Annotated in this window: 24 protein-coding genes; 4 read left to right on the forward strand and 20 right to left on the reverse strand. The window is 61.6% G+C overall.

All coding sequences use genetic code 11. From position 1 onward, the window contains the following. Position 1: 1 nt before the first annotated feature. The gene (locus tag BLW22_RS22185; protein WP_065924817.1) at positions 2-751 is read right to left on the reverse strand and encodes an electron transfer flavoprotein subunit beta/FixA family protein; all 750 of its coding nucleotides are present in this window, start codon (positions 749-751) and stop codon (positions 2-4) included. Between the two features lie 533 nt (positions 752-1,284). Here BLW22_RS22185 and BLW22_RS22190 point away from each other — a divergent pair. After that, entirely contained in the window at positions 1,285-2,949 is a 1,665-nt protein-coding gene (locus BLW22_RS22190; RefSeq protein WP_027603630.1) for an electron transfer flavoprotein-ubiquinone oxidoreductase, read from the forward strand. Positions 2,950-3,029: 80 nt separating this feature from the next. Here BLW22_RS22190 and BLW22_RS22195 read toward each other — a convergent pair whose 3' ends face one another. Continuing rightward, on the reverse strand, positions 3,030-3,923 hold the full coding sequence (locus tag BLW22_RS22195; protein WP_027603629.1) for an AraC family transcriptional regulator: 894 nt from the start codon (positions 3,921-3,923) through the stop codon (positions 3,030-3,032). 222 nt (positions 3,924-4,145) lie between these two features. On the opposite strand from BLW22_RS22195, the gene BLW22_RS22200 reads away from it, so the two are divergent. Continuing rightward, the gene (locus BLW22_RS22200) at positions 4,146-5,198 is read left to right on the forward strand and encodes an NAD(P)-dependent alcohol dehydrogenase (RefSeq protein WP_065924818.1); all 1,053 of its coding nucleotides are present in this window, start codon (positions 4,146-4,148) and stop codon (positions 5,196-5,198) included. Positions 5,199-5,380: 182 nt separating this feature from the next. Here BLW22_RS22200 and BLW22_RS22205 read toward each other — a convergent pair whose 3' ends face one another. The 6 genes from BLW22_RS22205 to BLW22_RS22230 all read right to left on the reverse strand — a co-directional run bounded on the left by BLW22_RS22205 (position 5,381) and on the right by BLW22_RS22230 (position 11,316). Further along, entirely contained in the window at positions 5,381-6,184 is an 804-nt protein-coding gene (locus BLW22_RS22205; RefSeq protein WP_027603627.1) for an IclR family transcriptional regulator, read from the reverse strand. A gap of 87 nt (positions 6,185-6,271) precedes the next feature. Continuing rightward, the gene (gene araH, locus BLW22_RS22210; protein WP_065924819.1) at positions 6,272-7,237 is read right to left on the reverse strand and encodes an L-arabinose ABC transporter permease AraH; all 966 of its coding nucleotides are present in this window, start codon (positions 7,235-7,237) and stop codon (positions 6,272-6,274) included. A gap of 19 nt (positions 7,238-7,256) precedes the next feature. Beyond that, complete coding sequence (araG, locus tag BLW22_RS22215; RefSeq protein ID WP_074847479.1) at positions 7,257-8,756, reverse strand: L-arabinose ABC transporter ATP-binding protein AraG; 1,500 nt, start codon at positions 8,754-8,756, stop codon at positions 7,257-7,259. Continuing rightward, positions 8,753-9,739, reverse strand: a complete 987-nt coding sequence (locus tag BLW22_RS22220) for a substrate-binding domain-containing protein (protein ID WP_065926341.1) — start codon at positions 9,737-9,739, stop codon at positions 8,753-8,755. Before BLW22_RS22220 ends, araG begins: the two co-directional genes overlap by 4 nt. Before the next feature lie 37 nt (positions 9,740-9,776). After that, the gene (locus BLW22_RS22225; protein ID WP_074847480.1) at positions 9,777-10,598 is read right to left on the reverse strand and encodes an SDR family oxidoreductase; all 822 of its coding nucleotides are present in this window, start codon (positions 10,596-10,598) and stop codon (positions 9,777-9,779) included. A 238-nt stretch (positions 10,599-10,836) separates the two neighbouring features. After that, a complete protein-coding gene (locus BLW22_RS22230) occupies positions 10,837-11,316 on the reverse strand; it encodes a GNAT family N-acetyltransferase (protein WP_027607824.1) in 480 nt (159 codons plus the stop codon). Between the two features lie 198 nt (positions 11,317-11,514). Here BLW22_RS22230 and BLW22_RS22235 point away from each other — a divergent pair, with 198 nt between their 5' ends. Beyond that, entirely contained in the window at positions 11,515-11,847 is a 333-nt protein-coding gene (locus tag BLW22_RS22235; RefSeq protein WP_027607823.1) for a hypothetical protein, read from the forward strand. A gap of 49 nt (positions 11,848-11,896) precedes the next feature. Beyond that, positions 11,897-12,163, forward strand: coding sequence for a hypothetical protein (locus tag BLW22_RS22240; protein WP_074847481.1), 267 nt, complete (start codon positions 11,897-11,899; stop codon positions 12,161-12,163). Between the two features lie 62 nt (positions 12,164-12,225). Here the strand turns inward: BLW22_RS22240 and BLW22_RS22245 are convergent, their stop codons facing one another. The 12 genes from BLW22_RS22245 to mltG all read right to left on the reverse strand — a co-directional run bounded on the left by BLW22_RS22245 (position 12,226) and on the right by mltG (position 23,572). Then, complete coding sequence (locus BLW22_RS22245; RefSeq protein ID WP_074847482.1) at positions 12,226-13,143, reverse strand: PfkB family carbohydrate kinase; 918 nt, start codon at positions 13,141-13,143, stop codon at positions 12,226-12,228. Then, complete coding sequence (locus tag BLW22_RS22250) at positions 13,136-14,602, reverse strand: purine-cytosine permease family protein (protein ID WP_065926344.1); 1,467 nt, start codon at positions 14,600-14,602, stop codon at positions 13,136-13,138. The genes BLW22_RS22245 and BLW22_RS22250 overlap by 8 nt, the downstream gene beginning before the upstream one ends. A gap of 59 nt (positions 14,603-14,661) precedes the next feature. Beyond that, entirely contained in the window at positions 14,662-15,663 is a 1,002-nt protein-coding gene (locus BLW22_RS22255) for an ADP-ribosylglycohydrolase family protein (RefSeq protein WP_065947751.1), read from the reverse strand. Continuing rightward, positions 15,660-16,373, reverse strand: a complete 714-nt coding sequence (locus BLW22_RS22260; protein ID WP_051429403.1) for a GntR family transcriptional regulator — start codon at positions 16,371-16,373, stop codon at positions 15,660-15,662. The genes BLW22_RS22255 and BLW22_RS22260 overlap by 4 nt, the downstream gene beginning before the upstream one ends. A gap of 70 nt (positions 16,374-16,443) precedes the next feature. Beyond that, complete coding sequence (locus BLW22_RS22265; protein ID WP_065947752.1) at positions 16,444-17,004, reverse strand: DUF1285 domain-containing protein; 561 nt, start codon at positions 17,002-17,004, stop codon at positions 16,444-16,446. A 16-nt stretch (positions 17,005-17,020) separates the two neighbouring features. Next, a complete protein-coding gene (locus BLW22_RS22270; RefSeq protein ID WP_027607816.1) occupies positions 17,021-17,626 on the reverse strand; it encodes a DUF4823 domain-containing protein in 606 nt (201 codons plus the stop codon). A gap of 144 nt (positions 17,627-17,770) precedes the next feature. Beyond that, complete coding sequence (locus BLW22_RS22275; RefSeq protein WP_065926347.1) at positions 17,771-18,739, reverse strand: GTP 3',8-cyclase MoaA; 969 nt, start codon at positions 18,737-18,739, stop codon at positions 17,771-17,773. A 114-nt stretch (positions 18,740-18,853) separates the two neighbouring features. After that, complete coding sequence (locus BLW22_RS22280; protein ID WP_027607814.1) at positions 18,854-19,522, reverse strand: TetR/AcrR family transcriptional regulator; 669 nt, start codon at positions 19,520-19,522, stop codon at positions 18,854-18,856. 445 nt (positions 19,523-19,967) lie between these two features. Then, on the reverse strand, positions 19,968-20,753 hold the full coding sequence (locus BLW22_RS22285; RefSeq protein ID WP_074847483.1) for a TatD family hydrolase: 786 nt from the start codon (positions 20,751-20,753) through the stop codon (positions 19,968-19,970). 63 nt (positions 20,754-20,816) lie between these two features. After that, on the reverse strand, positions 20,817-21,806 hold the full coding sequence (locus BLW22_RS22290; protein WP_074847484.1) for a DNA polymerase III subunit delta': 990 nt from the start codon (positions 21,804-21,806) through the stop codon (positions 20,817-20,819). Further along, the gene (gene tmk / locus BLW22_RS22295) at positions 21,799-22,431 is read right to left on the reverse strand and encodes a dTMP kinase (RefSeq protein WP_027607811.1); all 633 of its coding nucleotides are present in this window, start codon (positions 22,429-22,431) and stop codon (positions 21,799-21,801) included. Before tmk ends, BLW22_RS22290 begins: the two co-directional genes overlap by 8 nt. 19 nt (positions 22,432-22,450) lie before the next feature. Continuing rightward, positions 22,451-23,572: an endolytic transglycosylase MltG gene (gene mltG, locus BLW22_RS22300; RefSeq protein WP_065947756.1), complete on the reverse strand. Its 1,122-nt coding sequence runs from the start codon at positions 23,570-23,572 to the stop codon at positions 22,451-22,453. Position 23,573: the final 1 nt, after the last annotated feature.

Raw genomic sequence — 23,573 nt, forward strand, 5'->3', positions numbered from 1 at the left:
ATTAGATTACCTTCGCTTCGTTTTTCAGTTTCTCGACCAGTTCAGCCACCGACTTGACCTTGATGCCCGCGCTGCGTGCAGCCGGCGCTTCAACTTTGACGGTCTTGTTGGTGGAGGCGGTGGAAACGCCCAAAGCATCCGGAGTCAGCACTTCGAGAGGCTTCTTCTTGGCTTTCATGATGTTTGGCAGGGACGCGTAGCGCGGCTCGTTCAAACGCAGGTCGGTGGTGACGATGGCCGGCAGTTTCAGGGAAACCGTCTGCGCGCCGCCGTCGATTTCACGGGTCACGGCAACGTTGTCGCCGCTCACTTCGACTTTCGAAGCGAAGGTGCCCTGGCCGTAACCGGTCAGTGCAGCCAGCATCTGGCCAGTCTGGTTGTTGTCGCTGTCGATCGCCTGTTTGCCGAGGATCACCAGCTGAGGCTGTTCCTTGTCGACAACGGCCTTGAGCAACTTGGCCACGGCCAGGGAGGTCAGCTCTTCAGCGGACTCGACCAGGATAGCGCGGTCGGCACCCAGTGCCAGGGCGGTACGCAACTGCTCTTGAGCAGTGGTCGGGCCGATGGAAACCACAACGATTTCAGTCGCCACGCCTTTCTCTTTCAGGCGTACGGCTTCTTCCACGGCGATTTCACAGAAAGGGTTCATCGACATCTTGACGTTAGCAAGGTCGACGCCGGAATTGTCCGCCTTGACGCGAACTTTCACGTTGTAATCGACAACGCGTTTGACAGCTACAAGAACCTTCATGGATTCCTCGTTACTCTCCGGTGAAAAGAAAGTCGCCTAGGCGAACCTGGCGGTTGATGCTCATCGGCACACAAGGGCACCTCCAAAAACGGCGGCGAATGACCTTGCTCACGGGAAGTGATGACCGTTCGTCAGTGGTGACTGGGAGGTCATTCTTTATCGCGGCGTGTAAACTGCGCGCCATCAATTAAACGCGCGTCACCTGTTTTGCCGTTGCCGTGCTTTTGGACGTGCTCTTGAAACCTACAGTCTGCCTACGGTCTGTGCAAAACCGACCGTATATTGACCGGAACGCCTATTCTGGTCAATACGGCAAAATGGCCAGTCATAAGCCGCGTTGCTTTGATTTACCTAGCCTGCGGGCAATTCAAACAAACGTTTGTATTGGACGCTGACAGTGGTCTATATATAATGCGCCACCTAGAGAGACAGGTGGGTCATCCCCTGCCGTTGCGCACGGCGATGACGGACACGACACCGAACCTCCACCCATTAGAAAAAAAGCCTGTTGAGCCTTGAGTAGGAGATAGCCTGTGGAACGCGAATACATGGAATTCGACGTGGTCATCGTCGGCGCTGGCCCGGCGGGCCTGTCTGCCGCCTGCCGACTGAAGCAGAAGGCCGCCGAAGCCGGTAAGGAAATCAGCGTCTGCGTGGTCGAGAAAGGCTCCGAAGTGGGCGCACACATCCTCTCCGGTGCCGTGTTCGAGCCCCGTGCCCTGAACGAACTGTTCCCGGACTGGAAGGAACTCGGCGCCCCGCTCAACACCCCCGTGGTGCGCGATGACATCTATGTGCTGCGCAGCGCCGACACCTCCACCAAGGTGCCAGACTTCTTTGTGCCCAAGACCATGCACAACGAAGGCAACTACATCATCTCCCTGGGTAACCTGTGCCGCTGGCTGGCCCAGCAGGCCGAGAACCTGGGTGTGGAAGTCTACCCCGGCTTCGCCGCCCAGGAAGCGCTGTTCGATGAAAACGGCGTGGTGCGCGGGATCATCACCGGCGACCTCGGCGTCGACCGTGAAGGCCAGCCAAAAGAAGGCGTCTACACCCCGGGCATGGAACTGCGTGGCAAGTACACGTTGTTCGCCGAAGGCTGCCGTGGGCATATCGGCAAGCAGTTGATCCAGCGCTTCAACCTGGACAGCGACGCCGACGCCCAGCACTACGGCATCGGCCTCAAGGAAATCTGGGAAATCGACCCGGCCAAGCATCAGCCAGGCCTGGTGGTGCACACCGCCGGTTGGCCGCTGGACATCATGAGCAACGAGAACACCGGTGGCTCGTTCCTCTATCACCTGGAAAACAACCAGGTGGTCGTCGGCCTGATCGTCGACCTGTCCTACAGCAACACCTTCCTGTCGCCGTTCGACGAGTTCCAGCGCCTCAAGCACCACCCGGTGCTGGCCCAGTACCTGGAAGGCGGCAAGCGCATCAGCTACGGCGCACGCGCCCTGGCCAAGGGCGGTATCAACTCGTTGCCGAAGATGGTGTTCAAGGGCGGCGCGCTCATCGGCTGCGACCTGGGCACCATGAACGTGGCCAAGATCAAAGGCAGCCACACTGCGATGAAGTCCGGCATGCTCGCTGCCGATGCCGTGGCCGAACGCCTGCTGGCCGAATCCGAAGGCGGCGATGAGCTGACCAACTATGTCGACAGCTTCAAGGCAAGCTGGCTCTACGAAGAACTGTTCGCCAGCCGCAACTTCGGCCCGGCGATGCACAAGTTCGGCCCGATCATCGGCGCCGGCTTCAACTGGTTCGACCAGAACATCCTCGGCGGCAAGATGCCGTTCACCCTGCACGATACCAAGCCGGACTACGCCTGCCTGAAGCTGGCCAAGGACAGCAAGAAGATCGACTACCCGAAACCCGACGGCAAGTTGAGCTTCGACAAGTTGAGCTCGGTGTTCATCTCCGGTACCAACCACGAAGAAGAGCAGCCGTGCCACTTGAAGTTGAAAGACCCAAGCATCCCGATCGGCACCAACCTGCCGCTCTACGATGAACCGGCGCAGCGTTACTGCCCGGCCGGCGTGTATGAAGTGATCACCCAGGAAGACGGCGAGAAGCGCTTCCAGATCAACGCCCAGAACTGCGTGCACTGCAAGACCTGTGACATCAAGGACCCTTCGCAGAACATCACGTGGGTCACACCGGAAGGTGCGGGTGGGCCGACTTACCCGAATATGTAAGCCAAGCGAGGCTCCCGAATGGGAGCCTTTTTTATGCAGTCAAACTCGGTCAACTGTGGGAGGGGGCTTGCCTGAAATGACTAGGCAGCCCGCTCTTCGCCAGGGTTACGCTCGAAGTAGCGCTTGTACTCGCGACTGAACTGCGACGTACTCTGGTACCCCACGCTGTGCGCCGCCTGCGCCACGCCCATGCCCTCCACCAGCAGCAACTGCTGAGCCTTGAGCAAGCGCAAACGCTTCAAGTACTGCACCGGCGACAACAGCGTGCAGCGTTTGAAATGCTCGTGAAACGTCGACGCACTCATATGCGCGTACCCCGCCAACGTCTCGATATTCAGCGGCTCGGCGTAATGGGCATGCAGGTGATTCAACGACGTGGCGATCCGCGAAAACTGCCCCTGCTGTTCCACCAAGGCGCGCAGCACATCGGCCTGCGGACCGCGCAAGGCGGTGAACAATAATTCCCGCACCCGCGCCGGGCCCATGATCCGGCTTTCCAGTGGATCGTGCAGGCACTGCAGCAGCCGCTCGACGCAGCCGCGCATGGCGTCATCCAGGACCACCGAACTCATCGACTCCAGGGTTTGCGCGGTCGGCGGCGGACCGGCCTGCATGCCCATGGCCATCACCAACTCACCCAGCACCACGCGGTCGATGCCCACGGTCACCCCCAGCAGCGGCGCACCGGGCGCCATGGCGAACGTCTCGCACTCGAACGGCACCGGCATCGCCTGGATCAAGTAGTGCCCGGCGCCATACTCCAGCGTACGCGGGCCCAGGTAGGCGACCTTGCTGCCTTGGGCCACGAACATCAGGCTCGGCTCGTAGATCTGCGGGCCGCGCGCTACGTCGCAACTGGCGCGCAGTACTTGCACACCCGGCAGATGGGTCGGGGAGAAACCGTCGCGGGACGTCAGCCCCTCGATCAGGGCAACCAGCGTGGCGTTGGCATCAACATGGCGGGTCAATAGCATAAAAGCAGTTCTCGGGAGTTTTCAGATCTGAGCATCAGCAAGCTTCAAGCCTCAAGCTGCAAGAGAGCACGCAGTTTATAGCTTGCGACTTGTAGCTTGCTGCTTTTAGCGGCTCCTCCGGAGCTTTAGGCATGAGACTCGGAGCAATCGCCATGGCCGCATCAGGGGGTGACGCGGAAAATGGCCCGCCTCATCTGTCCCTGCTTTTGCGAGGTTTTCGCCATGTATACCGCCATCGGTTACGCCGCCCAGTCGGCCACCACTCCCCTCGCCCCCATGTCGTTTGAACGCCGCAGCCCGCGCGCCGATGACGTGGCCATCGAGATTCTCTACTGCGGCGTGTGCCACTCCGACATCCACCAGGCGCGCAACGAATGGGGCATCGCCGTGTACCCGCTGATGCCGGGCCACGAGATCGTCGGCAAGGTCACCGCCGTCGGCGCCCGCGTGACCGCGCATAAAGTCGGCGACCTCGTCGGCGTCGGCTGCATGGTCGATTCGTGCCGCCACTGCGAAGCGTGCAAATCGGACCTCGAGCAATATTGCCTCGAAGGCCCGACCATGACCTACGCCACCCCGGACCGCGTCGATGGCAGCAACACCATGGGCGGTTACTCCGACAGCATCGTGGTCAGCGAGCACTTCGTGGTGAAGATCCCGGCCAAGCTCGACCTGGCCAGCGCCGCGCCGATCCTGTGCGCAGGCATCACCACCTATTCGCCGCTCAAGCACTACGGCGTCAAGGCTGGCGACAAGGTCGGGATTCTCGGCATGGGTGGCCTGGGCCACATGGGCATCAAGTTCGCCAAGGCCATGGGCGCGGAAGTGACACTGTTCACCCGCTCGGCGAGCAAGGCTGAAGAAGGCCGCCGCCAGGGTGCCGACCATGTGATCGTGTCCACCGATGCCGAACAGATGCAAGCCGCCGCCGGCAGCTTCGACTTCCTGCTCGACACCATCCCGGTGCAGCACGACCTGAACCCCTACCTCGACGTATTACGCTTTGATGGCGTGCACATCCTGGTTGGCCTGATCGAGCCCGTGGACCCACCGGTCAACGCCGCCAAACTGGTATTGGGACGTAAAGTGCTGGCAGGTTCGCTGATCGGTGGCATTGCCGAAACCCAGGAAGTCCTGGATTTCTGCGCCGAGCATGGCATCACCTGCGACATCGAAATGCTCGACATCCGCCAGATCAATGAGGCCTATACCCGCATGATCGCCGGTGATGTGAAGTACCGCTTTGTCATCGACATGGCGACCTTGAAGGCCTGAGTGCCCTCACCCCACTCCCAGTAGATACCAACACCGCGTAAACCCGTAGCAGCTGCCGAGCGCAAGCGAGGCTGCGTCAGCGGTGTATCTGACACACCGCAACGCAGCCTCGCTTGCGCTCGGCAGCTGCTACGGGGGGCCTTCATACTATGGGTGGGAGGGCCTTCACGCTACGGGGCTGATCAGGCCTTCGCACCCAACTCCGCTGACAGCCGCGCTGCGACCTGTTTGATCACAGGGATCAGCTCGGCCATTTTCTCCAGCGGCATGTAGGGCACGGTACTGGCGATGCTGATGCCGGCGACGATTCGCCGGCTGGCATCGCGCACCGGTGCCGCCACGCACCGGATCGACGGTTCGTTGTCTTCCAGGTCGAACGCATACCCGCCCACCACATACTCACGCATGCGCTGCTCGAACTGCGCCCAGGATTGTTCTGGATGCTGCGGCCATTGCAGGTTTTTCCCACCCGCCGGCAGGCTGGTCTCGTACAAACGCTGCCACTCTTGCACCGAGTCATCCAGCAGCATCGCCTTGCCCACGCCCGTGCGCGCCAACGGCATGCGATGGCCGACCCGCGAGCGCATTTCCGGACCGTTGCGGCCAGGGTTCTTGTGCAGGTAGAGCACGTCGTCGTATTCGCGAATGGCCAGGTGGATGGTGTCGCCGGTCAATGCCGACAGCTCATCCAGGTACGGCACCGCCAGGGTCACCAGCGGCAGCTCTTCGCGGGCCTGAAATCCCAGCTCGATCAACTTCGGCCCCAACAGGTAGCCGACTTGCGGCACCACGCGCAGGTAACGCTCTTCCACCAGGCAACTGGCCAGGCGGTGGGTGGTGCTGCGGGTGGTGCCGATGCGCCTGGCGATCTCTTTCAGATCCCGCGCACCGGCCGCCACCGCCTGCACGACGCCCAGGCCACGCAGCAGGGTCTGGGTGCCGGTGGGGGCTGCGTCTTTGACGGGGGTGTGGGCGTTTTCCTGCATATCGGGCCTATAGGTATGAAAGCGGGGGCATTATGGCAAATACCGCCCCTCAATACAGTGGCGATCCAAAGGTGGGAGGTGTTCGATCTAGCGCTGCTTCATGCGGTCGATGATGACCGCCAGCAACAGGATCGAGCCACGAATCACGTACTGGTAGAAGGTGTCGATATTCTTCAGGTTCATCGCGTTCTCGATGATCGCCAGGATCAGCACCCCGGCAATCACATGGCGGATCATGCCGATGCCGCCGCTCAACGACACCCCACCCAGCACGCAGGCGGAAATCACCGTCAGCTCGAACCCCTGGCCGATCATCGGCTGGCCCGAGGTCATGCGCGAGGCGAGGATCACCCCGGCCAGCGCGCCGATCAGGCCGTGCACGGCAAAGATGATGATCTTGGTGCGATCAACGTTCACCCCCGCGAGCAACGCGGCTTCCTGGTTCCCCCCGATCGCCATGGTGTTGCGCCCATAGGTGGTGTAGTTCAACAGCCAGCCAAAAAACACAAAGCACAGCACGGTGATGATGATCGGCACCGGCACGCCCAACAGTTGGCCGTTGCCGAACACAAAGAAATCCTCGTTCATCACCCCCACCGCCTTGCCGTTGGAGAAGATGTAGGCCAGGCCGCGCACGATCTGCATGGTCGCCAACGTCGCGATCAACGCATTGATACGCAGCTTGGCGATGACAATGCCGTTGATCAGCCCTACCACCAAACCCATGGCTAATGCAGCGGATACACCGAGCGCCACGCTGTCGGTGTCGCGAATCACGATCCCCGCCACCACACCGGCGCAGGCAATCACCGAGCCCACCGACAGGTCGAAGTGCCCCGACGCCAGGCAGAACAGCATGGTGCAGGCGGCGATGCCCACGGTGGAAATCGCCAGGCCCAGGCCGCGCATGTTCAGCGGCGAGAGGAAGTTGTCGATAAACAACGCGCTGAGCACAAAGATGCCCAATGCCGCCAACAGCATCACCCAGTCATCGAGAAACTTGCGCTGGTTGAAGCCCGGCCAGAAGCCCTTTGCAGTTTTTACCTGAGACATGCCTACACCCTCTTATTCTTCAAGCCCGCGAACGCGGGAGTGCCAGTTGCAGCAGGCGTGCTTCATCCGCTTGATCGCGGCTCAGTTCGCCGGTCAGCGCGCCTTCGCTCATCACCAGGATGCGATCGGAGATGCCCATCACTTCCATGAGGTCGCTGGACACCACGATCACCGCAATGCCCTGGGCCGCCAGGTTATGAATGATCTGGTAGATCTCCGACTTGGCGCCGATGTCGATGCCGCGAGTCGGTTCGTCGAGCAGCAGCACCTTCATCGGCATCGACAGCCAGCGGCCAAGAATGGCTTTCTGCTGGTTGCCGCCGGACAGGTACATGATTTTCTGTTCAGCGTTAGGCGTTTTGACTTTCATCGCCTTGATCTGCTGGTCGGCGTTGCCCTTTTCCCAACCGTCGCGCAACAGCCAGCCAAACGACGCATGGGCGCCACGGGCACTGATGTTGATGTTCTCGGCGACGCTTGCGAGCGGGAGGATGCCCTCCTTCTTGCGGTCCTCGGGGCACAGCAGTACACCGGCGGCGATGGCATCACGCGGTGAGCGCAGTGTCAGTGCTTCACCGCAGAGCTCCAGGCTGCCGGCGCTGGCGCGTTCCAAGCCGCTGAGCAAACGGAACAACTCCGTGCGCCCTGCCCCCACCAGGCCGAACAGACCGAGAATCTCGCCCTTGCGCACCTCAAAACTGACCGGCTCACGCAAACCCGGACCCAGCAAACCGTCGACCTTGAGCGCCACCTCACCGTGCTCGCGCGGGCGGTAGTCGTAGATGTCCTGGATGTCGCGGCCGACCATGCAGGTCACCAACTGGTCGTGGGTCAACGCGCTCATGTCGTCGAAGGTGCGCACGTAACGGCCGTCCTTGAACACCGTGACCGCGTTGCAGATGCGGAACACCTCTTCCATGCGGTGCGACACGTAGAGCACCACTTTGCCCTCGTCCCGCAGGCGCGTAATGATCGCCATCAAGCGGTCGATCTCCCGCGCCGACAGGCTGCTGGTCGGTTCGTCGAAGGCAATCACATGGGCGCCACGGGACAGCGCCTTGGCAATTTCCACCAGTTGGCGCTGGCCCAGGGACAGGCGCCCGAGTTTTTCCTCGGGGTCGATTTCATCCGCCAGGCCCTTGAGGCAAGCCAGGGCCTGCTTGCGCAACAGGCCCCGGTTGACCACGCCGAAGCGCGAGGGCAAATGCCCGAGGAACAGGTTTTCGGCGACGGTCATTTCCGGCACCAGGTGCAGCTCCTGGTGAATCACCGCCACACCGCTGGCGATGCTGTCGGCGGCGCACTTGAACGCCATGGTCTGCGCGCCGATCTGCACCGAGCCGCTGCTGGGAATATAGGCGCCGCCGAGGATCTTCAGCAGCGTCGACTTGCCCGCACCGTTCTCGCCCATCAGGGCGTGCACCTGCCCCGGCTGGGCGGTGAAGCTGATGCCGTCCAGCGCCTTGACCCCGGGAAAGGTTTTGCCGATAGCGTCAAAACGCAGGGCCGCCGCCGTCATTTCCACAGCCCGATCTTGGTCAGTTCTTCCTGGAAGTTGGCGCGGGTGATCAGGGTCACTTCATCCATGGCCGTGTATTTAGGCGGCTCGGTGCCCTTGGTGACCCACTCGTACATCATCAGCGCGGTGTTGTAGCCTTCGATGTGCGGGCTTGGCAGCATGGAGCCGAAGAAGCCGCTGTTGGCTTTCTTCAGTTCGCCGATGGCGTCGGTGCCATTGATGCCGATGCCGATCACATTGGCGGCGGCGAAACCGGCGCTTTCAGTGGCGCGCACGCCGCCGAGCACGGTGTTGTCGTTCATGCCGCCGATGATCAGGTTTTTCGCGCCGCTGGGCAGCTTGACCAGGGCCGAGTTGGTGGCGTCCATGCTGCCGGGGACGTCGAGGGTTTTCAGCGCGGCGGTGAGGATGTGGTCCTTGGGAATGCCGGCTTCTTCCAGGGATTTGATCGAGCCGTCGGTGCGTTTCTTGCCGGTGTCGAGTTCATTGAAGGTGTTGATCACCGCGTAGGTGTCCTTCCAGTCCCAACCGCGTTTTTTCGCCTCGGCGGCCATGGCCGCGCCTTGTTTCTGGCCCACTTCAAACGCGGCCATGCCCAGGTACGGCACGTCTTCCATGAAGTTGCCCTTGGCGTCGACAAAGCGATCATCCACGGCAATCACTTTCAGGCCGTTGGCCTTGGCCTTGGCGACGATGGCCGGGCCCAGGGACACATCCGGCGGGCAGATCACAAAGCCCTTGGCGCCGTTGGCGGCCAGGCTGTCGATGGCCGAGAGGGTTTTCTCGCCATCGGGCACGGCGATCTTGATCACGGTAAAGCCATGTTCCTTGCCGGCTTTTTCGGCAAAGGCCCATTCGGTCTGGAACCACGGTTCCTCGGCCTGTTTGACCAGGAAGCCGATCTTCACTTCCTCGGCAAATGCGAAAGTACTGAGGCCGCTGAGCACGGCGGCAGCTGCCAGTACGCGTATTGCTTTTTTCATGAACGGCACCTCTTGTTGTTATTGGGAGTGGCAAGTTCTAGTCGTGGTACATCACCGACCGCCCGCCATCGATCATCAGGCAGGTGGCATTGATAAAGGGCGCCTCGTCGGTCGCCAGGAACAGCGCCGTCATCGCCACCTCGATGGGCTGGCCGATGCGCTTGGGCGGGTGCAGGTCGAACGCACGCTGGCGTTCGGCGTGGGGGTCGGGGAAACCGTTCCAGTAGTCGACGTTGAGCTGGGTCTCGATATAGCCCGGGGCGATGGCATTCACGCGGATGCCCTTGGGCGCGTATTCGATGCCAAGGGCGCGGGTAAGGCCGAGCAGGCCGTGCTTGGCCACGGGGTAAGGGAAGCAGCCGGGAATGATGTGGCTGGAATGGGTGGAGGCGATATTGATGATGTTGCCGATGCCCTGCTCGATCATGTGTGGCAGCACCGTGCGGCAGCCGTACCAGGCGCCGTCGAGGTCGATGGCGAAGCAACGGCGCCAGTCTTCGTCGCTCATCTCCAGCGGGTCGCGGAACACGTTGACCCCGGCGCAATTGACCAGCACATCCACCCGGCCGAAGCGCTCAATGGCCACATTGACCAACGCCAGCCATTGCGCTTTGGAGGTGATATCGACGGGTTGGGCGTAGATCTCGGCGCCGCGTTCGCGCCAGTGGGCAGCGACTTTCTCGACCTTTTCGCCCTGGATATCGGCGATCACCAGGCGCGCCTGCTGGGCCTGGAAACACGCGACGATCGCCTCACCAATGCCCTGAGCGGCGCCGGTGATGATCACCACCTTGTTCTTCAGGCGCTCGCCGTAGGTTGGATCGGGCACGGCGGGTAATGACAACGGTTGGGCCTGCATCGCGTCACCTGTTTTATTTTTGGCAGTGAGTGCTGATGCAGACGACTATAAACCCATCATTTGAAACATCTCAATATATAAATTTGCATCCCACATAGTGAGCAAAATCAAAAAATAATGTGGGAGGGGGCTTGCTCCCGATAGCGGCACGTCAGCCACAGAAAGGCTGACTGATTCACCGCTATCGGGAGCAAGCCCCCTCCCACATTGGATCTACAGTGTGTTCAAGAAGGTGGCTTCAGCCGAGAGCAAAATCCCGCAGCGCATCACCTTCCATGCGATAGCGCACCCACTCTTCCTGCGGCTGGGCACCGATGGATTTGTAAAAGGCAATCGCCGGCTCGTTCCAGTCCAGCACGCTCCACTCGAAGCGCGCGCAACCGTTATCAAAGGCAATCTTCGCCAAATGACGCAACAACTTCTTGCCCGCCCCGCCGCCACGCTGTTCCGGGTTGATATACAAGTCTTCCAGGTACAGGCAGTTGCTGCCCAGCCACGTGGAATAGCTGAAAAAGAACACCGCAAACCCAATCGGCAAACCATCCCGCGAGCAGATCAGGCCATGGGCCGTGGCGCCCTCGCTGAACAGGCTGCGCTGGATGTCCACCACGCTGGCGATCACTTCATGCCGGGCTTTCTCGTACTCGGCGAGTTCGGTGATGAAAGTCAGGATCTGCGCAGCATCGCTGGGCACGGCGGGGCGAATCTCGATGGTCATGGGCGAGCCTTGGCAATTTCAAAGCACACATACTAAGGCGCTTTGATGACTGATTGCAGTGCAATTTATGGGGAACCCGGCAGCCGACACACAAAATCTTACAGGTGCCACGGCACCGTTCGTCGCCACCCAGGCACGATCATCAAGGCACAACTGACCAATAGAGGGTAAGGACATCAATCATATGGAGACACCCTCATGAAGCATTCCAAGTTTGCCGCCCTCGCATTTGCCGGCCTGTTGTCTTCGGTTTCGCTGAGTGGTTTCGCTGCCACGTCGTCCACCGGTCCTACCAACCCGGACGCCACCACCGAATCGCAGAAATCCATGGGCACCGGCCTGGACACCAACGGCGGCGCGGTCATCGATAACACCAATGGTGCCGACCCGCATACCCAGGGCCACGATACCCAACGCCAGGCTCCCGCTGCCGTCGGCAACGGCAAAATGGGTCCTTCGGTGAATGAGCCGAAGATCAATAAAGGCGATGACTCGAACCTGCCGGGCGCGCCGAAACAGCCTGCGCCTTAACGCTTCACACAATCGCAACACCCGATCATTCCCCAATGAAGAGGTACGCATGAACGTCGATAAAGACCTTGAAAAAGAAGTCCTCACCCGCCTGCTGCACGCTCATCCCCAGGGGCTGGGCAAGGAGGTGCTGGATAACTACCGCGGAGAGAAAGTGGTCGCCAGTGCGTTGGCATTTCTGCAGGACCGCGGGTTGATCAAGGATGGGCATGTGACCACCGACGACGCCGGTGAATACTCGCTGAATCTGCCGATCAAGTTGACGGCGTCAGGTGTGGATGAAGCGCGCAAGCTCGAAGGTGCAACGCGCCAGTAGCCCTCATGCAAAACCCAATGTGGGAGGGAGTAAACCTTCCTCTCACATGCTTGGGCCTATCTTCAGTCCGTAAGTAATGCGTCGACTTCGGCGGTGCCCGGGGAAGTTGCCGGCCCCCAACGCGTCACCGCCAGGGCCGCCGCTGCATTCGCCCGCCGCGCCGCCTCAGCAGGTTTCAAACCATCCGCCAAACCCGCAATAAACACCCCCGCATGCGCATCCCCCGCGCCATTGCTGTCGACCGCCTGTACCTTGAAGCCAGGCACATGCTCGATCTGACCCGCACGCCCCACCCAACAGCCATTCGGTCCGTCACGCACCACCAATAGCGTCTCGGCGCGCAGGTGCTGGCTGAGCGCCGGCAACGCGGCAGCGATGTCCGCCGCACCGGTGAACGCCAAGGCTTCAGGACCATTGCTGGTCCAGATATCGATACGTGGCAACAGCGCACGCATCAAGGCCGAATCCGGCGCTTTGACCAGCGGCCCCGGATCGAACACCACCACGACTTCCCGGGGCAGTGCCAGCAGCCAGTCGATCAGCGCCTGGGCCTTGCCTTCCAGGAGCAGGCTGTAGCCACTGACGTAGACGTAGTCGTCGACACGCGGTACGACGGTGGTCAAATCCTCCTGGCTGAGTTCACCCTCGACGCCGATATGGGAAATGAACGTGCGCTCGGTAGTGGCTTCGGTCAGGGACACGCACAAGCCAGTGTCCTTTGCGCTGCTGGCCGCCAGGGCCATGTCAATGCCCTCGGCCTGCATCGCTGCGCGGGCCAGGTCGCCGAAGCGGCCAGTGCCGTGACGGCCCAGATAGACCACCGGCAAGCCATTGCGCCGCGCCGCCGCCATCACGTTGAAGCCCCCGCCGGCTTCGAAGCTGGCGGACTTGGCCAGCACGTCGCCGCCGGTCGCAGGCAAGGTGTCGAGGGCCATGACCAGGTCAACGATGACCTGGCCGGTGTGCAGCAATCTAGACATTAGGGCTCTCTACCAACGCCGGACGACGGTCAGCCGCGCCGCCCAGTACCGCATAAATCCCACCGGCAACCAGGAAAGTGACGATCCAGCCCAGGCCATTGTGGCCCAGCCAGGAGTCGGACAACGGCCCGGCGAACCAGATGTTCTCGGCAGTGGTGCCAATGGTGGTGAAGCTGAAACCCAGCACGATGGCCACGGCCCAGGCGCCGAAGGCACGCCATTCCACACCGCCGCGATACCAGTAGGCGCTGCTTGGGCTCACGTCCAGCAGGTCCTTGGGGCTGTAGTAGTGACGATGGATCAGGTCGACCACAAAGATCCCCACCCACGCGGTGATCGGCACCGCCAGCAACGAGATGAAGGTGATGAACGGGCCGTAGAAACTGTCGGCGATCAGCATGAAGTAGATGGAACCGGCGAAGATCGCCACGATGTCGACGATCACCGCATGCACGCGCTTGACCTTCAGGCCAAGGGTCAAGGTGGTGAGGCCGGCCGAATACACCGACAGGTTGTTCGACAGCAGCAGCCCGCCAAACGCGGTGATCAGGTACGGCACCGCCATCCAGGTGGGCAGCATGTCGCGGATCGCGATGATCGGGTCAGTGGCCGCGGCCAGGTCGTTGTTGCCGACCGACAGCAGGCCGCCGAGGGTAATCAGCAACACCAGCGGAATGCCCGCACCAAATGCCGCCGACGCCACCAGGCGCACGGCCGTGACGCTGCGGTGCTGGTAGCGCGACATGTCGGCACCGGCGTTGGCCCAGCCGATACCGGTACCGGCGGCCATGGTGCCGATGCCGATGATCATCGCGCTCAGGGGAGCCGGGGTGGCGTTGAACACCGCACTCCAGTCGATGGTGGCGCAGAGGAAACCGCCCACCAGGATATTCAACGCGCCGAACACGTAGGTGGCCCACTTCTGGATCACCAGCAAGGTGGCGTGGCCCAGGCCCGATACGGCCAAGGTCAGCAACACGAACATGCCGATGAAGATCAGGGTGAGGACCGGTGCGCTTTTCGCCTCCACCGCAGAGCCGAACAGAATTGAACACAACGACAGCAACACGAAGGCCGCCGTGGTGGTGTTGACGGTTTCCCAGCCCAGGCGCGACATCAACGACACCAGCGTCGGGCCGATATTGCCGCGCACGCCGAAGATGGCGCGGGACAAGGTCAGGCTGGGGGCACGACCGCGACGGCCGGCGATGGAGATGATGCCCACCACGGCGAACGAGCCGGCAGCACCTAGGATCGCGACGATGATCGCCTGCCAGATGGCCAGGCCGCGAAACGCCACGAGGGTGGCGCCGAGGGGCAGGCCGAGGATGCTGATATTGGCGGCGAACCACACCCAGAACAGTTGCAGTGGATGGCCGTTGCACTCGCCTTCAGGGACCGGTTCGATACCGCGGGTTTCCAATTGCCCGGCGCTTTGGCCGGAAGAAGTGCTGCTCATGAGTGGTGCTCCTGGTGCCTGTATTGTTGTGGTTGTGGCGGATACGCGGTCTTCCTGACTCAGCGCAATGCGAGCAAGCCTTGAACCAGCGGCTGCAGATCGAGGCCGTTGACCTGCTTGACCTGTTTGATCATCGATTCGGGCCAGCACTGCAGGCCGAGGCAGGCACCGAGCATCGCGCCGAGCATCGCGGCAATCGTGTCGGTATCGCCGCCCAGGCTGGCAGCCAGGCACAGGGCTTCGAACGCGTTCATGGCCCCCACCGCCACTTGCTGGGCGAGGGCAAACGACACCACCACCGATTCCTGGGAGGCGACGGAGGTGCCGATCAATTCATACAGGAGGTCGGCGAACAGGGCTGTGTCGCCGCTGCCGACGCTCAGGGTGCGCGCCCAACTGATCCGGGTGGAGATGCGCCCGCCGGCAATCCAATGGCCATGGCCTTCCGCCTGTTGAGCCACCTGGGTGCCGATATTCAAGGCTTCACCCAAGTCCACACCGTTGATGCCCGCGGACACCACCGCCGCCACTGCCGCGGCGCTGGAGATGCCCAGGTTGGTGTTGTGGGTGACCTGGCAGGCCTGGATCACCGCCTGGATAAATCGCGCCGGGTCGCTGACATCGGCGGCGATTCCCACTGGGGTGATGCGCATGGCGGCGCCATTGGTGGTGCCGTAGCGCCCGGATTCTTCCGGGGTATGGCCGTTGAGGATCATATCGATTGCACGCTTGGTCGACGGGCCGAGCAGATCCTGGGAGCCCTTGGCGCGCATCACCGCTTCCCAATCGATCAGGCGCCGGGCGAGCACGGCGGGGTCGATCTTGCCTCGGCCCTCGACCAGCAGCTCACCGACCAGGATCGCTTGCTCGGTGTCATCGGTGATGGAGCCCGCCGGCATATTGGGCGCGATGGGTTGGTCGGCGTCGGCATTTTCCAGGCCGGTAATGGCACCAAAGCGCTGTTGCACTTGCTCACGGCTCAGGGATTGGGTGGGCATGCCCAGGGCATCGCCCAACGCCAGGCCGTAGAAAGCGCCGAGGGCGCGGGTATTGGGGGTCATTTTGAAGATCCAAACTGCAGGTGCAGGCGAAAGTGCAGAGGGTCGAGCAGGCTTTCGACGTACTCCATGAAGCGCTCGCGGCGATCGTAGGTGGTGCGCGAGGCCTTGAGGAACACCGTGCCCACCGGGCGGCCAAGCAACTCGGCGTCTTCATCGCTGAGGGGCTCGGCGCCGATCCATTGGTCACCTTCGGCACCGACGTAACCGTAGGCTGCCAGGGTGATGGTCAGGGAATTATCGATCAGCCCAACGCGCGGCAGGCTTTCCAGGCCACCGGACGCGGGCATCAGCGAGCGCTCAAGGGAAACGGCCGTGCCATCAGTCGTGCGGCGACGGCGGTCGAGGGCGATAAATTGGTCGGTGCCGAAGCGACTGAACAGATCGGCGCGCGTCACCGCTTCCAGGCGCAGAATATCGGTGGTCACCAGGGCCCCGGTGTCCGCCAGGGCCTGGGCCCAACCGCTGGTTTGATCCAGCGCCATGCCATCAAATGTGACGATGGAGCCCACGCCGCTCTGGGTCGCGATGTAATTGCGCCTTTTGAGTTCGGCGAGGGCTTCACGCAGCGTGCCCCGGCTGACCGCAAACTCTTCAGCCAGTTGATGCTCGCCCGGCAACAGGAAACCGTCGGCCATCACCCCTCCCTCGATACGGCGGATGAGCTCGTCGACGACGCGTTTTTTCTTATCAAATCGGACATGTCTAATCATGTACAAATTGATAACCGAAAGCGGCCATTTGCAGCAAGCGAATTATTTCAGGGAGATGAAAAAACCGGTCTCACGGCTCCAGGCCAATACGGAAAAACTCGCCGCCGCTCCATACGCCAAGCCAGTTCTGACCATTGATCGGGCGACTCACTGCCAACTCCACCAATTGGTAGAACACATTGCGATGCACCAGGGCTTCGAGGTTGGTACGCACGCGCAGATAGGGGGACGGTTCCTGGGTGACGGGATCGATCACCACCCGCAGTGGATGCTCAATATCGGCTGCAACCTGCTCGTCGACGTTGGTGGTGAAACGCAGCACCTGGCTTTCGCCCTGCCCTTCGACGTCGAGAGTAACCGCGACAAAGGGCGCATCATCGACGGTGATACCGACTTTTTCCACTGGGGTGATCAGGAAGTAATCATCGCCATCTCGGCGGATGATATTAGAAAACAATTTGACCATCGGCTTACGCCCGATCGGCGTGCCCTGGTAGAACCAGGTGCCGTCACGGGCGATGCGCATGTCGATGTTGCCGCAGAAATCCGGGTTCCACAGATGCACCGGCGCCGGTCCCTTGCCCTTGGGCAACTGAGCCAACAGATCGTTGGCCTTGGCGGAATCGGTCATGGTGTTCTCCTTGGTGTTACTGATCGCCCATGCCCAACAGGCCTCGGGCGTACTGCGCCAAGGGGCGGGCAATCAGGTCTTCTGGCTTGTTGTCGTGGAACGTCAGTAAACCGCCACGACTGCGAATACGTGCAGTATCAATCAAATACTGGGTGCTGGTCTCGATCAACATGATCTGGATTACCCCGTTGTCCAGGCCAAGCCGGTCCAGCGCCTCTTGATCAGCCCATTCGTCGGCGTTGCCGATACGGTCATCGGCCTTGGCGAAACGGCAGTACAGCAGGTAGTGGGCACCCGCCGCACGGGCCTCGGCCATCGCCTGCTCCAGGCCTTCCGGCTGACGAGCACGACGCACCATGGGGAAGTATTCGACGAAACCGTTGAAGGCTTCCTCGGCCACCACATTCGGCCGCGGGTAGGCGCTGCCGGGCGGTACAAATGCACCCTGGGCGATAAATACAAAGGAATCCGGCTGTATGCGCACCGAGGCGGTACGACGAGTGTCGCTGTGGTCCAGCAACCCGGCGTCGCTCATCTGATAACGGGTGCCTTCGGCCATATCGCTGACGGTCATGCAACCACTCAGCGTCAACGACGCCAGCAACAAAACCAGACTACGCATCCTAATCCTCCAGAAGCCGGTGACGGAAAACCGGCGAATGGACACGAGATGCAGAATCCGCGCCATTTGGAAACAACGCAGAACTAAATGTGGGAGGGGGCTTGCTCCCTCCCACATTGGATGATGTTTAATCTTGGGAAAGCATTATCCGCCAATGATCTTCATGATCGTCGCACCGCCGGAGAAGGCCACTTCCTGCTTATCGCCCAAGGCCTTCATCAGCAGGCCTTGCAGGGCCGGCAGCGCCTGGTGGCGAGGCTTGTCCAACAGGTCGCCGACATAGTGACGGTTGCTCGACGACAGGCAGCCATGCAGCCAGCCGGTCGACGACAAGCGCAGCCGTGAACAGGTGCGGCAGAACGGTACGCTTTCGTTGGCGATCACGCCGAAGAAGCCTTTGCCCGGCACTTCGTAGCGTACCGCCGTGGCATCCACGGGAGCGTTGGCTTGCAGGTATTCGTGGTGTTCGCCGATCAGGCCGAGCAGCTGTTGCAGGCTGACGAACTGCTGCAGGAATGCATTGGAGTCCTTGGCCAGGTGGCCCATGCGCATCAACTCGATAAAACGCAGCTCGTAGCCACGCTCCAGACAGTAGTCGAGCAGCGGCATCACCTGGTCGAGGTTCTGGCCGCGCAACGGCACCATGTTGACCTTGATCTTGATCCCGGCAGCACGCGCCTGGTCCATGCCATCGAGCACGGTCGCCAGGTCGCCGCCACGGGCGATGCTGCGAAAGGCGCCGGCATCCAGGGTATCGAGGGAGACGTTGATACGCCGAATCCCCGCATCCACCAGCAGCGGCAGTTTGCGCGCCAGCAACTGGCCGTTGGTGGTCAGGCTGATGTCGCTGAGGCCCATGCCGCCCACGGCGCCCATGAAGGCTTCCAGCTTGGGGCTGACCAGCGGCTCGCCACCGGTGATGCGCAAGCGCTCGATGCCCGCCGCCTCGATCAGGTAGGCCACGCCACGGGCCATGGCCTCGGCCGAGAGTTCGTCCTGGGCAGCCACCAGCCGCTTGCCGTTCGGCACGCAGTAGGTACACGCGTAATTGCAGGCTGAGGTCAGGCTGATCCGCAAATTGCGAAAACGCCTGCCTTGACGATCAACGATCATGGATCACTCCGGCAGAGGATGATTCGGGCGTGCTAAAAACTGACTGATAAATCAGCTTTTAGCAATATCCTTGCCTGAGTATATTCCTGGGTTACTGCGCCTGGCAGCAAATCATTACGTGGCCGGGGTTTCGACGGGGGCCGCTTCAACCAGTGCCGGCTCGGAGCTGTGCTTGCGCTTGTTGCCCATGCGCACACCGATATCCATCAGGAACTGGAAGAAACCTTCCTGGTCTTCCAGCACATTGCTCCAGAACGGCGAGTGGTACAGCGCCACGGCGCCGTGCACCAAGGCCCAGGCGGCGCAGTAGTGGAAATACGGCGGTACGTCTTCAAGCTTGCCTTCGCTGATGCGGCCCTTGATCAGCAGGGTCAGGCGCTCGAAGTTCGAGGCGCGGATCTTGTGCAGCTCCTCGACCATCTCCGGCACTTGATGGCCCTTGACCACCTTCTCTTCCAGGCGGTCGAACAGGCGGTAGCGCTGCGGGTCGCGCATGCGGAACTCGAAGTAGGCGCGGGACAGCGCTTCCTTGTCCTTGTCGACATCGGCCGAATGCAGCAGCTCGTTCAAGTCGCGCTCGTAGTCGAGCATCAGGCGCAGGTAGATCTCGGCCTTGGACTTGAAGTGCTTGTAGATCGTGCCTTTGCCGATACCCACGGCATCCGCGATCATCTCGACGGTGACGCTGTCTTCGCCTTGTTCGAGGAACAACTTGAGTGCGGTGTCGAGAATTTCCTGCTCACGGCGGCGAAACTCACGGACCTTACGGGGTTCTTTGTGCATGAGGAAGAGGTCTGCAAAGGTCGGAATAGGGAGGGCTGCGCAGGGCCACGAATACATGGCGATACGATTTACCCAGTGCGAGGGATTATCCCGACTGAACGGTCGTTGGGCAACGTCTATGTGAACCCGCCCTGCACTTTACTTTCAAGGCGCCAACGTTTTCATGCCTATCAGTCAGAAATAATACGCAACAACTGCACCCGTGCACCTGCCCAATGAGAACTCAAGCGAAGCGCATGTATTCCAAATCTGTTTAAAAAACGATCAGTCGCGACTGGACTGAATCAGATACTGATCAATACTTGAACTGTCGGCGTGACATCTCCCCCAAGTGAAGCGCCGACCTGGGTACCGACGGACTGTGTGCCCTTGTTTTACTCCTAATGGTCTTAACCCGGATTCACCCCCCAGAACCCGGGTTTTTTTTGCCTGCGATTCAGTCGTGTCATGCGGCGACGTGGGCCAGCGGGAACAGGCGCTTGAAGTTCTCGGTGGTCTGCTCGGCAAAGCGCTCATAGGACTCACCGCGCAGCATCGCCAGGTAGTCCGCCACATCCCGTACATATTCGGGCAGGTTCGGTTTGCCACGATGGGGAATCGGCGCCAGGTACGGCGAATCGGTTTCCACCAGCAGGCGGTCGGCTGGCACTTGGCGCGCCACGTCGCGCAGGGCATCGGCATTGCGGAAAGTGACAATGCCCGACAGGGAAATATAGAACCCCAGGTCGAGCGCTGCCTTGGCCATGTCCCAATCCTCGGTAAAGCAATGCAACACGCCGGCCTGGGGCAACGCGGCTTCGCGCAACAGGGCCAGGGTGTCGGCACGGGCACCACGGGTGTGGACGATCACCGGCTTGCCGGTTTGCCCGGCGGCCTGCAAATGCAGGCGAAACGAGGCCTGCTGCAACTCGGCGGCTTCCGGCTCGTAATGGTAGTCCAGGCCGGTTTCGCCAATGGCCACCACCCGCGAGTGATTGAGCTCACCCAGCAGCCAGTCGAGGGCCGGGGCTTCGCCGGGCTTGAGGTCCAGCGGGTGGATACCCACCGAGCAATCCACATCGGCATAACGCTCAGCCAAGGCTTTGACGTCGGCAGCATTTTCGGCGCTGACGCCAATGCACAGGAAATGCCCTACCCCACGCTGGCGTGCAGCGTCGAGGGCAGCATCCAGGGAGCCGCCATGCTGGGCAAGGTCGAGGCGATCAAGGTGGCAATGGGAATCTACAAGCATAGGAAATTACGACTTAGGTCACGGAAAGTGTCTGGCCAACGATACACTCGTCGGCCAAGGAAATTAACGGCGGCCGAGCAAGCCAACCCACTGCACCAGCAGGGCTTCAAGCAACAGCACGCGGTTGAGGTTGGCCTTGCCGAGCACCTTCTGGCGCTGGGCGAGGATCCAGTCCTGGATAGTCAGCACCTTGTCCTGGGCACTTTTCTGCGCGAGGTATTGCACCACCTTGCGCATGTCCGGCAGGCCCAGGCCGTTTTCATCCTGGGTCAACTGGTAGCGCAGGATCAGGCTCGACCAATCACAGAACCAGTCGAACAGCAGCAGCAAGGGAATGTCCTTCCAGGCGCTTTCAGCCAACTGGGTGGCGGACAGCTCTTGCTTGAGCAGTTTTTTCACCCCATCCACAACCAGGGCGCGTTGCTCACGTACGCCCTGGGCTTGCAGCTTGACGGCCGCCAGCGGGGAACCGGCCGCCAGGGTCAGCAACTCGATCCGCTCCTCTGCGGAGCAATCCGGCAGCGCCTTCGCCAGCCATTGCAGGCTCATGGCTTCGCTGGGCAACGGGCAGGCCTGCTGTACACAACGGCTGCGAATGGTCGGCAACAAGCGGCTGGACTGGTGGCTCACCAGCAACAGCACCGTGTCGCCGGAGGGTTCTTCCAGGCTCTTGAGCAAGGCATTGGCGGCGTTGATGTTCATCGCCTCCACCGGCTCGATCAGCACCACCTTGCGCCCGCCCATCTGCGCGGTCTGCACCACGAAACTGACGAGGTCACGCACCTGGTCGACCTTGATCGCCTTATCGGCCTCCTCGGGTTCGAGCAGGTAGTTGTCCGGGTGGCTGCCGGCCTTGAGCAACAGGCAGGATTTGCACGCGCCGCAGGCTTCAAGGTTGACCGGGCGCTGGCACAGCAGGCTGGCCATGAGTCGCTCAGCCAGATCGCGCTTACCAATCCCGATCGGCCCATGCAGCAGATAGGCGTGGGCGTGCTGGGCACGGCCGGCCAACTGCTGCCAGAGACTGTCCTGCCATGGGTAGGCTTCAGCCACGGGCGCGCTCCAACAGCTTGGGTAACAGGGCGTCGATGGCCTGCTGCACCTGCGTCAACGGCTGGGCCGCGTCCAGCAGGTGGTAGCGCGCCGGTTCAGCCTGGGCGCGCTTGAGAAACGCGCTGCGCACAGCATCGAAAAACCCCTGGCCTTCCAGTTCGAAACGGTCGAGACGCCCACGGGCGCTGGCGCGGGCCATGCCCACTGCCACCGGCAGGTCGAACAACAGGGTCAGGTCGGGACGTAGATCACCCTGCACAAAGGTTTCCAACGTGGCGATACGCGCCAGGGACAAACCCCGGCCACCGCCCTGGTAGGCATACGTGGAATCGGTAAAACGGTCGCAGATCACCACGGCACCGCGGGCCAGGGCCGGACGAATCACCTCGGCCAGGTGCTGGGCACGGGCAGCGAACACCAGCAGCAGCTCGGTGTCCGGGTTCATCTGTTCTTCGCCTGGGGCCAGCAACACGTCACGGATGCGCTCGGCCAGGGGTGTACCGCCGGGCTCACGGGTCAACACCACCTCGACACCTTCAGCGCGCAAGCGGCCGGCCAGGTAATCGCGGTTGGTGCTTTTGCCGGCGCCTTCGGGGCCTTCCAGGGTAATAAACAAGCCAGTCACAGGCAGTCCTTAGTCAGAGTCATTGCGGGCTTTGTGGCGCGGCGTCATCCGGCGCGGGCTCGGCGGGTGCATCAGCAGGCGGCGCTACGTCTTCCGGCGGTTTTACCAGCGGTGCCGGGCTTGAGCGGTAATCGGCACGGCGCTTGAGCTGGAACTCACGCACAGCGGCATTATGCGCACCCAGGTCATCGGAGAAAATATGGCTGCCGTCGCCACGGGCGACGAAATACAGGCTGCTGCCCGGCACCGGGTTCAACGCGGCATGGATCGCCTCGCGGCCGACCATGGCGATGGGTGTCGGCGGCAGGCCGGCCACCATGTAGGTGTTATAGGGGTTGGCTTCCTTGAGGTGCGCACGGGTCAACTTGCCGTTGTAGCGCTCACCCAGGCCGTAGATCACGGTGGGGTCGGTCTGCAGCAGCATGCCGATCTTCAGGCGGCGTACGAATACCCCGGCAATCTGCCCGCGCTCTTCCGGCACACCGGTCTCTTTCTCCACCAGGGAGGCCATGATCAAGGCTTGATAGGGGTCGGTATAGGGCGCGTCGGCAGCACGCTTGCTCCACTCCTGGGCGAGGACATCATCCAGGCGGTTATAGGCTTTCTTCAGGAACTCGACATCGGTCATGCCGCGCACGAAGCGGTAGGTATCCGGGAAGAACCGACCTTCGGGGAACACGCCAGGATGGCCGAGCTTGTCCATCACTTCGCTGTCACTCAGGCCCGCCAGGGTCTGCACGATCTTTTCATGCTTGGCCAGGGCCGAACGCACCTGGCGGAAATTCCAGCCCTCCACCAGCGTCAGGCTGTATTGCACCACTTCGCCGCGCTGCCACAGGCCGATCAGGCCTTCGGCGGTCATGCCCGGGGTCATGCGGTATTCACCGCTGTGCAGCGGTTGACCGTCCAGGTTGAAGCGCCAATACAGGCGCAACCAGAACGCGCCGTCGAGCACGCCATCGGCTTCCAGGCGATTGAAGGTCCCGGTGGGCGTCGCCCCGGCCGGCACATCGAGCAATTGCTCCTGGGTCAGATTCAACGGCTGCTTCAAGGCAGCGTCATATTTCCACGCGGAAAACCCCAACAGCAAAGCCGCCGAGAACAGACCGATCAGCAGCAGTACAACCAGTTTTCGTATCAAC

Origin of the sequence: Pseudomonas marginalis, assembly GCF_900105325.1 — a bacterium.
Classification (GTDB): Bacteria; Pseudomonadota; Gammaproteobacteria; order Pseudomonadales; family Pseudomonadaceae; genus Aquipseudomonas; species Aquipseudomonas marginalis.

Coding starts and splice junctions, on each gene's coding strand:
- BLW22_RS22185 (WP_065924817.1), bottom strand. CDS start 751: ATGAAGGTTCTTGTAGCTGTCAAACGCGTTGTCGATTACAACGTGAAA.
- BLW22_RS22195 (WP_027603629.1), bottom strand. CDS start 3,923: ATGCTATTGACCCGCCATGTTGATGCCAACGCCACGCTGGTTGCCCTG.
- BLW22_RS22200 (WP_065924818.1), top strand. CDS start 4,146: ATGTATACCGCCATCGGTTACGCCGCCCAGTCGGCCACCACTCCCCTC.
- BLW22_RS22205 (WP_027603627.1), bottom strand. CDS start 6,184: ATGCAGGAAAACGCCCACACCCCCGTCAAAGACGCAGCCCCCACCGGC.
- araH (WP_065924819.1), bottom strand. CDS start 7,237: ATGTCTCAGGTAAAAACTGCAAAGGGCTTCTGGCCGGGCTTCAACCAG.
- araG (WP_074847479.1), bottom strand. CDS start 8,756: ATGACGGCGGCGGCCCTGCGTTTTGACGCTATCGGCAAAACCTTTCCC.
- BLW22_RS22220 (WP_065926341.1), bottom strand. CDS start 9,739: ATGAAAAAAGCAATACGCGTACTGGCAGCTGCCGCCGTGCTCAGCGGC.
- BLW22_RS22225 (WP_074847480.1), bottom strand. CDS start 10,598: ATGCAGGCCCAACCGTTGTCATTACCCGCCGTGCCCGATCCAACCTAC.
- BLW22_RS22230 (WP_027607824.1), bottom strand. CDS start 11,316: ATGACCATCGAGATTCGCCCCGCCGTGCCCAGCGATGCTGCGCAGATC.
- BLW22_RS22235 (WP_027607823.1), top strand. CDS start 11,515: ATGAAGCATTCCAAGTTTGCCGCCCTCGCATTTGCCGGCCTGTTGTCT.
- BLW22_RS22240 (WP_074847481.1), top strand. CDS start 11,897: ATGAACGTCGATAAAGACCTTGAAAAAGAAGTCCTCACCCGCCTGCTG.
- BLW22_RS22245 (WP_074847482.1), bottom strand. CDS start 13,143: ATGTCTAGATTGCTGCACACCGGCCAGGTCATCGTTGACCTGGTCATG.
- BLW22_RS22250 (WP_065926344.1), bottom strand. CDS start 14,602: ATGAGCAGCACTTCTTCCGGCCAAAGCGCCGGGCAATTGGAAACCCGC.
- BLW22_RS22255 (WP_065947751.1), bottom strand. CDS start 15,663: ATGACCCCCAATACCCGCGCCCTCGGCGCTTTCTACGGCCTGGCGTTG.
- BLW22_RS22260 (WP_051429403.1), bottom strand. CDS start 16,373: ATGATTAGACATGTCCGATTTGATAAGAAAAAACGCGTCGTCGACGAG.
- BLW22_RS22265 (WP_065947752.1), bottom strand. CDS start 17,004: ATGACCGATTCCGCCAAGGCCAACGATCTGTTGGCTCAGTTGCCCAAG.
- BLW22_RS22270 (WP_027607816.1), bottom strand. CDS start 17,626: ATGCGTAGTCTGGTTTTGTTGCTGGCGTCGTTGACGCTGAGTGGTTGC.
- BLW22_RS22275 (WP_065926347.1), bottom strand. CDS start 18,739: ATGATCGTTGATCGTCAAGGCAGGCGTTTTCGCAATTTGCGGATCAGC.
- BLW22_RS22280 (WP_027607814.1), bottom strand. CDS start 19,522: ATGCACAAAGAACCCCGTAAGGTCCGTGAGTTTCGCCGCCGTGAGCAG.
- BLW22_RS22285 (WP_074847483.1), bottom strand. CDS start 20,753: ATGCTTGTAGATTCCCATTGCCACCTTGATCGCCTCGACCTTGCCCAG.